Annotated in this window: 12 protein-coding genes; 6 read left to right on the top strand and 6 right to left on the bottom strand. The window is 53.9% G+C overall.

Features of this window, described 5'->3' with window-relative positions; translation table 11 throughout:
• The 4 genes from B2Z72_RS04425 to rpsU form a co-directional block, all read right to left on the bottom strand.
• Positions 1-1184, bottom strand: a 1184-nt coding sequence (locus tag B2Z72_RS04425; RefSeq protein WP_297004243.1) for an RNA polymerase sigma factor region1.1 domain-containing protein, incomplete at its 3' end; no start/stop codon positions are given.
• Between the two features lie 360 nt (positions 1185-1544).
• Complete coding sequence (dnaG, locus tag B2Z72_RS04430; RefSeq protein ID WP_297004245.1) at positions 1545-3425, bottom strand: DNA primase; 1881 nt, start codon at positions 3423-3425, stop codon at positions 1545-1547.
• Between the two features lie 126 nt (positions 3426-3551).
• The gene (locus tag B2Z72_RS04435) at positions 3552-3998 is read right to left on the bottom strand and encodes a GatB/YqeY domain-containing protein (protein ID WP_296983045.1); all 447 of its coding nucleotides are present in this window, start codon (positions 3996-3998) and stop codon (positions 3552-3554) included.
• Between the two features lie 23 nt (positions 3999-4021).
• Positions 4022-4237, bottom strand: a complete 216-nt coding sequence (gene rpsU / locus B2Z72_RS04440) for a 30S ribosomal protein S21 (RefSeq protein WP_068441605.1) — start codon at positions 4235-4237, stop codon at positions 4022-4024.
• A gap of 224 nt (positions 4238-4461) precedes the next feature.
• On the opposite strand from rpsU, the gene tsaD reads away from it, so the two are divergent.
• Genes tsaD through folK form a run of 3 tightly spaced genes read left to right on the top strand, consistent with a single transcriptional unit; the run spans position 4462 to position 6393 of the window.
• Complete coding sequence (gene tsaD, locus B2Z72_RS04445) at positions 4462-5505, top strand: tRNA (adenosine(37)-N6)-threonylcarbamoyltransferase complex transferase subunit TsaD (protein WP_297004247.1); 1044 nt, start codon at positions 4462-4464, stop codon at positions 5503-5505.
• Entirely contained in the window at positions 5498-5866 is a 369-nt protein-coding gene (gene folB, locus B2Z72_RS04450; protein WP_297004251.1) for a dihydroneopterin aldolase, read from the top strand. The genes tsaD and folB overlap by 8 nt, the downstream gene beginning before the upstream one ends.
• Positions 5866-6393, top strand: a complete 528-nt coding sequence (gene folK, locus B2Z72_RS04455; RefSeq protein WP_296981115.1) for a 2-amino-4-hydroxy-6-hydroxymethyldihydropteridine diphosphokinase — start codon at positions 5866-5868, stop codon at positions 6391-6393. The genes folB and folK overlap by 1 nt, the downstream gene beginning before the upstream one ends.
• Here folK and B2Z72_RS04460 read toward each other — a convergent pair.
• Positions 6378-7631: a multifunctional CCA addition/repair protein gene (locus B2Z72_RS04460; protein WP_296981113.1), complete on the bottom strand. Its 1254-nt coding sequence runs from the start codon at positions 7629-7631 to the stop codon at positions 6378-6380. The genes folK and B2Z72_RS04460 overlap by 16 nt on opposite strands.
• Positions 7632-7737: 106 nt before the next feature.
• Entirely contained in the window at positions 7738-9327 is a 1590-nt protein-coding gene (gene traF / locus B2Z72_RS04465) for a conjugal transfer protein TraF (RefSeq protein ID WP_296981110.1), read from the bottom strand.
• 381 nt (positions 9328-9708) lie between these two features.
• Here traF and B2Z72_RS04470 point away from each other — a divergent pair, with 381 nt between their 5' ends.
• From B2Z72_RS04470 to B2Z72_RS04480, 3 genes are all read left to right on the top strand, one after another.
• Positions 9709-10638 (top strand): DMT family transporter, encoded by a 930-nt coding sequence (locus B2Z72_RS04470; RefSeq protein WP_296981107.1) that lies wholly within the window; start codon positions 9709-9711, stop codon positions 10636-10638.
• A 60-nt stretch (positions 10639-10698) separates the two neighbouring features.
• A complete protein-coding gene (locus B2Z72_RS04475) occupies positions 10699-11301 on the top strand; it encodes an LPP20 family lipoprotein (RefSeq protein WP_296981104.1) in 603 nt (200 codons plus the stop codon).
• A 135-nt stretch (positions 11302-11436) separates the two neighbouring features.
• A complete protein-coding gene (locus B2Z72_RS04480; protein ID WP_296981102.1) occupies positions 11437-12636 on the top strand; it encodes a flagella assembly protein FlgT in 1200 nt (399 codons plus the stop codon).
• Positions 12637-12797 lie beyond the last annotated feature (161 nt).

Here is a 12797-nt window from a genome sequence, read left to right on the forward strand (position 1 = left end):
TTCTTGGCGATGGAAATAACCAGACGCAGGTTAGCCTCTACCATTTCTTTCTTGGCGCGGCGGGCACGTGCTTCACCAATAGAAACGCGGCGGTTTACTTCTTTGATTTCCGGGATGGTCAGGCCAACGCGGTCTTCAACGGCTTTGATCTTCTTCTGCGCACGGAAGATTTCCAGCTTGTAGGTATCCAGTTTATTGGAATACGGCTTGTTGGCGGAAATCAGTGCTTCGATCCAGTCGTTGTTGACTTCGTTACCCTGGAAGCCGTTGATGAAGTCTTTACGGTCCATGCCACACTTACGTGTCATCATGACCATGATCTGACGTTCCTGGGTACGGATGTTTTCCAGTGACGCACGGGCTTCATTTACCAGCTGATCAAAATACTTAGGTGTCAGCTTGATTGGTGCAAACAGAGAAGCCAGAGATTCGAGGGCTTCTTCTGTTTTCTTGTTGGCTCGGCCGTGTTTTTCCAGCGCTTTTTCTACGGCATCGTGAGCGTCCCTGATCTCACCGAAACGACGGGAGACTTCAGCCATATCAATGCCGCTGTCTTCGCTGTTGTCGTCGTCATCGCTGTCGTCGTCATCATCGCTGTCGTCGTCGCTGTCGTCATCATCACTGTCGTCTGTGGCAGCATCCGGACCAGACTGTGGACCCGGTTCCGGATCGACATCGGACGGGTCGATAAAGCCGGAGAAGATGTCACCCACACGGTTCGGATCTTCTTCTGCTTCTGCGAATGCGTTCAGTACGACGTTAACGGCGCCTGGATAGTAAGCGAGTGCTGACATCACTTCACGGATGCCTTCTTCGATACGTTTGGCGATAACGATCTCGCCTTCACGGGTCAGCAGTTCCACGGTACCCATTTCGCGCATGTACATACGCACTGGGTCGGTGGTACGGCCTACATCGGATTCTACAGAGGCCAGGGCGGCGGCGGCTTCTTCAGCAGCTGCGTCATCGGCGGCGTCGCTCATAAACAGCGCTTCGCCGTCCGGAGCAACTTCGGATACCGGAATACCGATATCGTTGATCATGCGGATGATGTCTTCCACCTGATCCGGATTGGCGATATCGTCTGGCAGATGGTCGTTGACCTGAGCGTAGGTGAGGTAACCCTGTTCCTTACCTTTGGCGATAAGTTCTTTGAGACGGGATTGGTGCGTGTTCGCTGACATAAAAGCCCTGTGTTCCGATTTCAAAAAGGCGGAAGAAAAGCGCCGAAGTATAACTTTTAACCGACTCTTAGGCCACCATCTGGCGTGCTTGTTCCCACCGGATGTTACCTTTGGTGTCTGGTCAGTTGTTTTTTCTCTTCAGCAAGGTCAGTTCCCGTGAGTCTGTGCCCGGTATGGCGAAGATATGCCCTGATTTACCGGTGCTGGCCGCTTGGCTCTGTGTCACGTTGAGTGCTGTGCTGCTGCAGTCCGCCATGCATATTTGGCGGGACTGGGTAATATAGGGGCATTGGCGCGGATCTCAAGGGGCAATTTGAAAAATCTTTAAAAATGTGGTGGATCGCAACCAATCTGTCGTTTTCAGTAGCTGTTTTGCTGGTAAATCCGTGCCCGTTTCTTGTGGATGCTGTGTAGCTGGCGGCGGATTTCCCGTTGCCGGGTCTTTTCTTCGTCGCTCAGTTTTTCGCCGCGTTTCAGTTTGCCATCAAGTACGTTCAGCTCGGCGCTCAGTTTGCGTGCGCTCATTTGTTTCAGCACGCTGCTGATGTCAGCTGCAGTTGGCCGGATCTGGCTGCGCTGGTTGGAGGCTATCTGCTGCAATTCTGCATGGTACGGCGAGCCAATCCACTGAATCAGCAGGCCGACCGGATTACTTTGCGGGGCACTTTTCAGTTTTTTCAGTACTTCGATCAGCAGCCGCTCATACTCGCTTTCCGGATCTGCATCCGGCAGTTCCAGCTCTTCCGCCAGTGATGGCTTTTTCACCAGACTGTTCAGTGCTTTGTGTACCAGTGGCGCCAGCGTATCGGCGCTGTGATCGACGTGTGGCAGGTCCGGTTCCTGTGGTTCATCCTGCAGGTAAGCGGGAGGCTGTTCACCCGGGACTTCCGCGGCCGGAGCACTGATTTCGTGGGCTGCTGGCTGAGGTTGGCTTTCCAGCTTTTCCATTGCCACGGAGTCTGTTCCCAGTTCCGCTTTAAGTTGCTGTTTCATCAGGCTGCGCAGCATGCCTTTCGGCAGGCGGTTAATCAGGGGGGCAGCCAGCTGGTCGAAGCGGGCCTTGCCATCCAGGGTGTCAAAATCGACCTGTTCTTTCAGGTGGTCGAACAGAAACTCCGGCAGGTGGTCGGCTTTGTTGAGGCGTTTTTCGAAGGCGTCTTTGCCCTCGTTGCGGATCAGTGTATCCGGGTCTTCGCCATCGGGCAGGAACAGGAAGCGTGCCTGCAGGCCGTCTTCCAGCACGGGGAGTACCGTTTCCATGGCGCGGGCAGCGGCGGTGCGCCCGGCCTGGTCGCCATCGAAGCAGAAAATCACTTCCGGCACGATTTTAAACAGGCGGCGCAGGTGGTGCTCACTGGTGGCGGTGCCCAATGTCGCGACGGCGTAGTGAATGCCGAATTCAGCCAGGGCGACCACATCCATATAGCCTTCTACAATGACCATGCGGGTCAGTTTCTGGCGGATTTTACGCGCTTCATACAGGCCATAAAGCTCGCGACCTTTATGGAATATGGGCGTTTCCGGCGAGTTCAGATACTTGGGTTTTTCATCCCCCAGTACGCGTCCGCCGAAGGCGATATAGCGCCCACGGGCATCGCGAATGGGGAACATAATGCGGTCGCGGAAGCGGTCGTAGGTTCTGTAGCTGTCAGCGCTGTCTTCTTTTTCGATCAGCATGCCGCAGGTAACCAGTTGCTTAATGGTTTCTTTATCGCCGTTCTCTGCGAGAAAGTTCTGCAGGTTGTCCCAGCCGGGTGGGGCGTAACCAATGCCGAAAAATTTTGCCGCTTTGCCGGATAAGCCGCGGTTTTTCAGGTAATCCACTGCGCGGGCTTTTTTCTCGTGGGCGCGCAGCATCTGCTCATAGTAGCGTCCGGCTTTCTGCATCAGATCGAACAGTGGCTGATGCTGCTGTTCCTGGCGGACTTCAAAGCTGGCCTGTTCGCGCGGGACTTCCATGCCGGCCTGGGTAGCGAGTTTTTCCACGGCGTCGGGAAAACTCAGACCATCAAACTCCATGACAAATTTAAGCGCCGTACCGGACGCGCCGCAGCCAAAGCAGTAGTAGAACTGTTTGTCCGGGCTGACGGTGAAAGAGGGCGACTTTTCGTTATGGAAAGGGCAGCAGGCGGAGTAGTTTTTGCCGGTCTTTTTCAGCTTGACGCGACTGTCCACCACGTCGACTACGTCAACACGGGCAAGAAGGTCATCGATAAAAGATTGTGGAATACGGCCAGCCATAGCGCTTGAGCTTATACTCTCCGGCGATTTGAGGAAATGCCTGCAGCAGCGGGAAACCTGTGTGTCAGAAATGCAAAAAGCGCCGCTCACCTGTGATGAACAGCGCTTTTGTCACCCTGTGCAGAATCAGCCCAGTTGAGACTTAACCAGTTGACTGATCTGCGCCATATCGGCGCGACCTTGCACTTGTGGTTTCAGGATGCCCATGACTTTGCCCATGTCCTGCATTCCTGCAGCACCGGACTGTGCAATCGCATCAGCCACCAGTTTGGCCAACTCTTCTTCGCTCAGGGCTTCTGGCAGGAATTCGCTCAGTACGTCAATTTCGAACTGTTCAGCATCCGCCAGTTCGTCACGACCAGCATCTTTATATTGTGCAATGGAGTCGCGACGCTGTTTGGTCATTTTATCGAGGATTACTAAAGCGCGTGCATCATCAACTTCGATGCGCTCGTCAACTTCAACCTTTTTAAACTCCGCAGTAATCAGGCGCAGAGCACCAAGACGTGGTTTGTCTTTGGCGCGCATGGCATCTTTTACAGCAGCTTTAACGGTTTCGACGATTGTGCTCATAACAACCTCTGGACCACCCGTTCTTAGTACAGACGGGTCATTTTACGCTGTTCGCGCTGTACCTTTTTCAGGTGGCGCTTAACAGCAGCAGCAGCTTTACGCTTACGAACCCAGGTTGGCTTCTCGTAGTGTTCACGACGACGTACTTCAGACAGTACACCGGCTTTTTCACAAGAACGTTTGAAGCGACGCAGTGCTACGTCGAATGGTTCGTTTTCTTTAACTTTTACAGCTGGCATCCAATCACCTACTCATAATTTCAGTCAATTTTTATCAACAGGGGAACCACAGGCCCCAGTCAGAGGGCGGGCATTCTATAGCCTTTAACCGGGAAATGCAAAGAGGGCTGGTACTAAATCGTTGAAATCTTAGTCTGAAGCCCGGTGTTTCGCTGGTATCAGCCTCTTCACGGCAGTATCATTGCGCGCTTTCTCTGATCTACAGCGCAAGCGGGTACTTATTTATGCGGGTTCTGGGCCTGGAAACATCCTGTGATGAAACGGGCATCGCCCTGTACGACAGTGAGCGTGGCTTGCTGGCTCACCGGGTATACTCTCAGATTGCACTGCATGCCGAATACGGCGGTGTGGTGCCTGAGCTGGCGTCCCGCGATCATATCCGTAAAGCCCGCCCGTTGATACAGGAAGTCATGGCGGAAGCCGGCATGAGCCTGCAGGATCTTGATGGTATTGCTTATACCTCGGGGCCGGGGCTGGTCGGTGCGCTGCTGGTCGGTGCCTGTATGGGGCGCAGTCTGGCCTGGGGGCTGAACATCCCTGCGATTGGCGTACACCACATGGAAGGTCATTTACTGGCCCCCATGCTGGAAGATAACCCGCCGCCATTCCCTTTTATTGCGTTATTGGTCTCCGGTGGCCACACCCAGCTGGTACAGGTGGACGGTATTGGCCGTTACTCGCTGCTGGGCGAATCTCTTGATGACGCTGCCGGTGAGGCCTTTGATAAAGCCGCCAAAATGATGGGCCTGCCGTATCCCGGTGGTCCGGCACTGAGCAAGCTGGCTGACAGCGGGGATGCAACTCGCTTTAAATTCCCCCGTCCGATGACCGATCGTCCGGGTCTGGACTTCAGCTTCAGTGGCCTGAAGACCTTTACCCGCACAAAAATCCTCGAATGCGCCGTAGATGGCGTGCTTGCTGATCAGGATAAAGCCGATATTTCTGCCGGATTTCAGGCGGCTGTGGTTGATACGCTGGCGATCAAGTGTAAGCGCGCCATGCAGCAGACCGGCATTAACCGCCTGATCATCGCCGGTGGTGTGGGGGCTAACCGCAATCTGCGGGAAAAGCTGCGCGTAACGGCGGAATCCTTAAAAGGCGCTGTCTATTATCCCCGCCCGGAACTCTGCACCGACAATGGCGCTATGATTGCCTATGCCGGTACCCAGCGCCTGTTAGCCGGTGAGCAGTCAGATACAGCGGTGTCTGTGGTGTCACGCTGGCCAATGACCTCACTGACCCCGGTGGATGGAGTGTCCCATGGATAAGGTGTTTATTCGCGATCTTAAGGTTGATGCCGTAATCGGCGTGTATGACTGGGAGAAGCAGGTCCGCCAGCCACTGGTGTTTGATCTGGAAATGGCCTGGGACATCCGCATGGCGGCAGCCACCGATGATCTTACTCATGCGCTGAATTATCAGGCGGTCACGGAATTTATTGAACGTTTTGTTCGCGAACAGAACTTTCAGCTGCTCGAATCTCTGATACAAAGGCTGGCTGACGCATTATTGAAGGAGTTCGGCATGCCGTGGATACGTATTCAGGTGGAAAAACCCGCCGTCGTCCCGCAGGCCAGAGTCGTGGGTCTGAGTATTGAGCGTGGCGAGCGGCCGCACGGAGATCGCTGATGGCGCGGGTATTTCTGGGTTTGGGGTCAAATCTGAACGCGGAGCAGAATATTGCTGCGGGCATCGCCCGTCTGGCGACAGATTACCGACTGTTGAAAGAATCGCCCTGGTACCGTTCACCGGCACTGGGGTTTGATGGGCCAGACTTTATTAATCTGGTGGTGGAAATCGAATGCGATTGCAGCCTGCTGCAATTACGTGCGCAGCTGAAGCAACTGGAATTTGATTTTGGCCGTCCGGTGGATGCGGTGAAGTTTTCCAGCCGTTCGCTGGATATCGATATTCTGTTGTACAACGACTGGAGTGGCGATTTTTCCGGGCTGGTATTGCCGCGTTCGGACATTTACCAATGCGCGTTTGTGTTGCGTCCTCTGCTGGATATTTATCCGCAGGGTGTGGACCCGCAAAGCAAAAAGCCGCTGAGTGATTTCTGGCCGGCGATTAAGCGCCAGCCTCTGGTCGAAGTTAAAGCTGAAGAAAAACCTGCTGTCGCACCGGCGCCAGCTTCGCGTTATTCCGCTGGCTGATATTGGCCGTCGGTTAACACGCTTTCCTTCCAGGCCTGCAGGTGTTGTCCGCGGGCTTCATCCAGTCCGGCGCGTATCTCCGCGCCCTGTAAACCTTTGGCCAACATATCTTTGGCGCTTATTTTTCCTGCTTCTGCAAATGCTGTACGGCAATAATCTGCCTGTGGGTAAGGTTCTGTTTCGTGGCCGGTCCGTCCTCTGGCATCGGCTTTACAGACCTGCAGAAAATCTTCGAAGCGTTCTTTGCGACGCCAGGCATCGGTTTGATTGAACAGTTTATTTAACGTGGCACCTTTTAATTCAAAGGCACGGTGAACATGAGTATGAAATTCACAGCTTAACAGCGCCAGTTCCTGATGTTCCTTCGGTGCTTTTAATGTTTTACACAGATTTTTAATCGGCTTCAGGCCACGTTTTTCGTGGGCGATATGGCGTGGTAATTCTTCTGTGGGCGTCAGCGCTTTACCCAGATCATGTGTCAGTGCAGCCCAGCGCACGGAATTTTTGTCAGTCAGTTTCGCAGCCGCCTGCAGTGACAGCAGGGCATGAATACCACAGTCGATTTCCGGATGGTGTTTTTCTGGTTGTGGAATACCAAACAGCGCATCCAATTGCGGGAACCAGGTTTTTAATGCGCCGCAGTCGCGCAATACCTGAAAATACACTTCAGGCGTTTTTTCTCCGAGTGCACGCTGGGTTTCAGTCCAGACCCGTTCCGCCACCAGGTAATCCAGTTCACCGTTATTCACCATCTGCTGCATCAGCGCCATGGTTTCCGTGGCAATGGTGAAGCCCAGAGGTGCGTAACGGGCGGCGAAACGCGCGACCCTTAATACCCGCAGAGGGTCTTCAGCAAACGCTGGTGATACGTGGCGCAGAAGCTGTGCATCAAGATCCGCGCGGCCGTTGTAAGGATCGATGATATTGCCGTCGCTGTCCTGCGCCATGGCGTTAATGGTGAGATCGCGGCGCAGCAGATCATCTTCCAGGGTTACATCCGGGCTGAAGCGGCAATCGAAGCCCTGATAGCCTTTGCCGGATTTACGTTCGGTGCGGGCGAGGGCATGTTCTTCATGAGTTTCAGGATGCAGAAATACCGGAAAGTCCGCGCCGACCTGTTCATAGTCAAGGGCGATCATTTCTTCTGGCGTGGCACCAACCACCATCCAGTCACGGTCTTTTACCGGAATGTTTAACAGGGCATCACGTACTGCACCACCGACCAGATAAATCTGCATATTGAATCCGTATAGCTTGCTGCACTTTATGTTCAGGCAATAAAAAAGCCGCTGCACTGCAGCGGCTTTTCAGTGTAACCCGATGTTCCGGGTTCAGAAACAGGAATCAGAAGTAGAAACCGGTTTCCAGAGCGACACCTGCTTCGGATTCAGGATCATCAATATTTGCCATAGCAGCAATATCGATATGAACACCGAATGGCGATAAGCCGAAGCCAACGGACACGATATCTGAGCCGGATGCACTCAGGTTCGTGCGGTAACCGGCACGCAGCTGCAGGGTATCAAAGAGGTCGAATTCAGCCCCCAGGGAAGCAAACTGAGTGGCGCTTTCGTAAGCCACCGGGTCGTTTTCTACCAGGTCGATATCCAACGCTGCTGACACCCATTCACCACTGTAAGCAACACCGGCACGGAATTGTGGATCGAGAGAAACCTTACCACCTTCCAGAATATAAGACGGTTCACCGGTTGGGTTACCATCCTCATCTTTCGGTGTTACCACGGCATCGGCGTAATCAAATTCTCCACCCATGATGTTTTTCGCCACCAGACCGACCATCCAGGTTTTGTCTGCGCCAAAACGCCAGGAGGCACCGATATCCATATTGAAGTGGCTGTATTCCTCTTTGGAATCTTCCAGATCATCCTCGTCCACATCGTCAAAACCATCCACTTCGTCAGCGTAGTGGTAGGTCATAATTTTCTGCAGCTTAGGCGTGATACCAATAGCCACAGCTTCGTCAGCGATCATAAATTCGCGGGAAAATGAAATACCAAGATCAACCACGGCAACGGCAACGAATTCTGCGGTTGAAGTCAGGTCGGCATTACTGGCTTCATCAGTCAGTTCGCCGTCCGAGAAGATCAGCGTACCGTCACCGGCTTCATAGCTGTATTCCCCAAGAGCATCAACAGCGTCCTGCAGATCAGAGCTTTCCTGGGCATCGACGTTATTGTCTGCCGTCGCGGAATCGATTTCGTCGGTTACGCCTTCGGTTGCGTTTACGTAGCCTTGTGCCGCCGGTACATAGCTGTCCAACAGGTTGAGGTCGCGGCTGGCAAAATTAATTCGTGCAGAAACATTGGCAGAGCCCTGCAGGCTGATGGCGGCAGCGAATTTTTTACTTGGGATAGCCAGTGCAGAAGCAACACCAAGGCGCGCAGACAGCGGGCTGCCGGAAATTTTGCCGAGGGAGCCGGTCAGATCAGAAATGGCAGATTGAGTCAGAACCAGATCGCTGTCTACCGTTGTCAGAGCATCTTTCAGATTGCTGTTGGCGGTGGCTATCTGGTTTGCATCACCTGTGCCCAGCGCTGTTTCCAGCTGATCAATGCGGGCAGTCAGTGTATCCAGATTGGCATCCAGACCCTCAGAGACGCCGGCTGCACCTTCAATGGCATCTTCAAATGCCGGGAAAATGTCGTCGCTGATTTTCTCAGCTTCATCAATCAGTTCTTCTTCATCAGCGATATCGACACCGACCTGCGGAAACAGCAGGGCAAAATCATCATCATCCGAGCCCTGTGACAGCAGGGATGGGTTATAGGCTGGTGCATGAGCACGCTGGGCGCTGGCAACACCAGTGTTACCCATTGCCAGACCGCGTGCATCCATCGGCAGGAAAGGTGCCGCATTGGTGGCCTGCACACTCATCGCGGCGATTGCGGTCGCCAGCAGGGAACGTTTTATCATGTTGTTAGTCCTGTATTGTGTCCTGATTTAATCCCGTCCTTTCTTCCGCTGCCTGTCCCGCAAGCGGAATACTGAGAGCATCTCTCTGTGAAAAAAGCTTAGTCACAAAATCCGGACCTTGCCCAATAGTGGTAAGGGCATGTATGCTAATTTTTGTACAAATTTCGTTAATGTCCCGTATCCCGGAAAACCACTATGTTGACTGTCATTAAACTGACATCAGAGTCCATCACCCTGAAGCGCCTGGCACCTTGTGCACAGCTGCGCTGGGTTGTGCGTGCGTTTTCGCGGCCGGGGAGTTATTGAGTTAATTATTCCTGAGGCCGCAGTCGCGGCCTTTTTTGTGCCCCGCTGTCGTCTCTTCTTCCGGACAAAATAAACATGCAGATTATATTGGCGTACCTTGGGGTCGTGGTTATCTGGTCGACGACGCCTATTGCTATTCAGTTCAGTCTTAACGGACTCGATTTTTATACCGGTGTCAGCCTGCGGATGTGGATCAGCGCTGTGCTGTCACTGCCTCTGTTGTGGATTGCACGCCTGCGACTGCCGTTTCATTCTCAGGCACTGAAGAGTTATCTGGCCGGTAGTCTGGGGATCTATGGCGCTATGATGGCAGTGTATTGGGGGGCGCATTTTATTCCTTCCGGTCTGATTTCTGTGATTTACGGGCTTGCTCCCATGCTGTCCGGTGCCATGGCCTGGGTCTGGCTGAAAGAACGCGAATTAACTCCGGCACGTTTTCTTGCCTTGCTGATTGCGCTTTCCGGACTGGCGCTGGTGGTCAGTGGGCGCCTCAGTGTTGATAGCGATGCGTGGCGCGGCGTGCTGGGGACTCTGGTCTCTGTGATCTGCTTCGCTGCCAGCGCCGTGCTGGTGAAAAAAGCCAATGCGGGCTTACATCCTCTGGTGCAGACCAGTGGCACGCTGTGGGTATCTTCCGCCGGGTATGTGCTGACCATGCCATTTTTCGGCGTACATATTCCTGAGATCTGGGATATGACCTCAGCGCTGGGGCTGGGCTATCTGGTTGTCTTCGGTTCGCTGCTGGGCTTTATGCTTTATTTTTATGTGCTGAAATCCCTGCCGACTTCACGGGTGACACTGATCACGCTGATTGCGCCGGTGCTGGCGGTGTTCTGGGGCTTCTGGCTGAAGGACGAACGCCTGTCTGCCGCGTCGCTGGCCGGGGCTGCAGCACTGTTGAGTGGTCTGGCACTTTATCAATGGAATTACTGGCCTGATCGCTGGCTGCGGAGGCTGCTTCGCCGCAATAACCGGGCGGTGCAGGTAAATTCAGCCAGAGGCTAAATATTTTCCGTCTCCTGCCGACACAATGCTTACTGATAGTTTGTTGCGTTGGAGACGGATATGAAATGGCCTCAACTGGCAGCTCTGGCTGCGTCTGCCCTGATCGTGCAGGGTTGTTCCACGGCTTTGTTTGAAGAGCAGAATATCAATGAAGAGCCTGAGGCATTCTTCAAGCCGGTCGAGCAGGAAGTGGACCCGATCGCGCCTATGGTATTGCGCGTCGTGGGTTACGGTGCCATGGAAGAGAGTAAGAGCCGTACCAGTGTGCAGCGTCGCCTGATGGCCATCCGCGCATCCAAAATGGACGCCTACCGGGCCATGGCTGAACGCGTTTACGGTACTTCCATTCAGGGCAGTACCACAGTGAAAGACATGGTGGTGCAGAACGACCGCTTCCGCACCTATGTCGAAACCTATATGCACGGTGCCCGTGTTGTTTCCTCCGATGTTATGCCTGATGGCAGTGTTGAGACTGTTCTGGAAATGGTCATCGACCAGGGCTTCCGTAACTGTCTGCAGACTATGGACAGCCAGCGCTTCAATGTGGATTGCCGGGCGCCATTAAGCGGTGGTGAGCGGGCAAGTCAGTTTGCTGCCAGCCAGCGCCAGCGGGTGCAGAGCGAAGCAGCTATGCCGGAAGGCGGCTTTTACTTTATCGAGTGATCGCCTGAACCGGCTATTTATCCGAAGTGCTGAGAGAGTTGTTGATGGAGCTGCTGAGAGAGCCGCTGCCTGAGCACTCGCGCTGAAAACCGCTGGCAAAACGGCTGATACAAAGAACACCGGAGGACACTGTGTATGCGTTATTTTCTGCTTATCCTGTCGCTGATTATTGTCCGTGCTGAGGCTATTACCGTCGAAGCGACGGGTGAGGCTCCATTAAATGGCGCTATTTCCTACGTGCGTGAACAGGCCCTGGAAGATGCTATGCGCCAGGCCAGTCTGCGTGCCGGAGCGCATGTCAGCAGCACGCAGCTGATGGAGCACGGTGTTGTTTCTCAGGATGATGTCCGTATCCGCTCTCAGGCTCAGCTGAAAAACGTTGAAGTGCTGTGGGAAGATCAGCTGAACGGTATTTATCAGATCGCGATACGCGCGGATGTCACGCCGGAAGCTATGTGTCCGGCCAGTACTCAGCGCTATCGTAAAGCCATTGCAGTTGCCGGTTTCGGCCTGGCTAATCCAATGCAGGCAACACTGGGCAGACTGGAAAATATTGAACAGGATTTGCCGCGTTTGCTGGTGAATACCCTGAATAATCACGGAGCAGTGCATGCACTGGATGCAACCCGTGTCAGTCTGTTTCAGGACCCACGTCGCGCGCCTTCGATGGAAACTCAGCAGCAGCGTCTGACCACTTCCGTGGCGCTGGCAACACAAATGGGTGCTCAATACGTGGTATCGGGAGTGGTACGTGATCTGTCGATGGCGGGCAGTGCGCCAAATAAAACCATTTCCGGTGAGCAGCGTATGAATCCCTGGCTGACGCTGGTGGGTCTGGACAGCAGCTCGCATCAGCGCCAGTTTGTCATGGATGTGTTTGTGCATGATGGGTTAAGCGGCGCCATGCTTTTCCATCGCAGCTATTCCGCTCATGGTGACTGGACCCGGGCTGATACCGAGCGCACCGGTTTTGCTACCCCACAGTTCTGGCAAACGCCTTACGGTGATGAAGTCCGTGAACTGCTGAGTGGTGTGGTGGATGATGTTGATGAAGTGCTGCGTTGTCAGCCGTTTATGGCGCGCATCGTTAAAGCCCGCGGTAACCGGCTGCATATCGAAGCCAGTGCCGGTGCCGGCATTCGCCCCGGGGATAAATTCCAGGTTTACCGTACCGGTACCTTTTACAATCTCGATCTTGAGCCTCGTACTGAGCTGAGCGACATGGCAACGGAAGTGGTGGTGAAACAGGTGCAACCACAGTTTGTGGTTGCAGAAATGCAGCTCAGTGCCGAGCATCTGGCGATCCAGCGTGATGATATGGTTATTGCCTGGTGATATGACAGTGACATTGATAAAAGAAAAGGCCGCTGATGCGCACTGCTGTCCCACAAATTTCTATTCAAGCATTTCGAAAAATGTCAGGTCCCTTGTCCTCATAGAGGGGCCTTACCCCTCTCGCCGGACGGGCTAACTCCCCGCTTCGCGCTTTCTGGCTC

Source organism: Thalassolituus sp. UBA6592, from assembly GCF_002433655.1.
In the GTDB taxonomy this organism is placed as follows: domain Bacteria; phylum Pseudomonadota; class Gammaproteobacteria; order Pseudomonadales; family Oceanobacteraceae; genus Venatoribacter.

Bases quoted from the DNA above. Each gene is read 5' to 3' on its own strand.
- dnaG (WP_297004245.1), bottom strand. From the start codon at position 3,425: ATGGCTGGCCGTATTCCACAATCTTTTATCGATGACCTTCTTGCCCGT.
- B2Z72_RS04435 (WP_296983045.1), bottom strand. From the start codon at position 3,998: ATGAGCACAATCGTCGAAACCGTTAAAGCTGCTGTAAAAGATGCCATG.
- rpsU (WP_068441605.1), bottom strand. From the start codon at position 4,237: ATGCCAGCTGTAAAAGTTAAAGAAAACGAACCATTCGACGTAGCACTG.
- tsaD (WP_297004247.1), top strand. From the start codon at position 4,462: ATGCGGGTTCTGGGCCTGGAAACATCCTGTGATGAAACGGGCATCGCC.
- folB (WP_297004251.1), top strand. From the start codon at position 5,498: ATGGATAAGGTGTTTATTCGCGATCTTAAGGTTGATGCCGTAATCGGC.
- folK (WP_296981115.1), top strand. From the start codon at position 5,866: ATGGCGCGGGTATTTCTGGGTTTGGGGTCAAATCTGAACGCGGAGCAG.
- B2Z72_RS04460 (WP_296981113.1), bottom strand. From the start codon at position 7,631: ATGCAGATTTATCTGGTCGGTGGTGCAGTACGTGATGCCCTGTTAAAC.
- traF (WP_296981110.1), bottom strand. From the start codon at position 9,327: ATGATAAAACGTTCCCTGCTGGCGACCGCAATCGCCGCGATGAGTGTG.
- B2Z72_RS04470 (WP_296981107.1), top strand. From the start codon at position 9,709: ATGCAGATTATATTGGCGTACCTTGGGGTCGTGGTTATCTGGTCGACG.
- B2Z72_RS04475 (WP_296981104.1), top strand. From the start codon at position 10,699: ATGAAATGGCCTCAACTGGCAGCTCTGGCTGCGTCTGCCCTGATCGTG.
- B2Z72_RS04480 (WP_296981102.1), top strand. From the start codon at position 11,437: ATGCGTTATTTTCTGCTTATCCTGTCGCTGATTATTGTCCGTGCTGAG.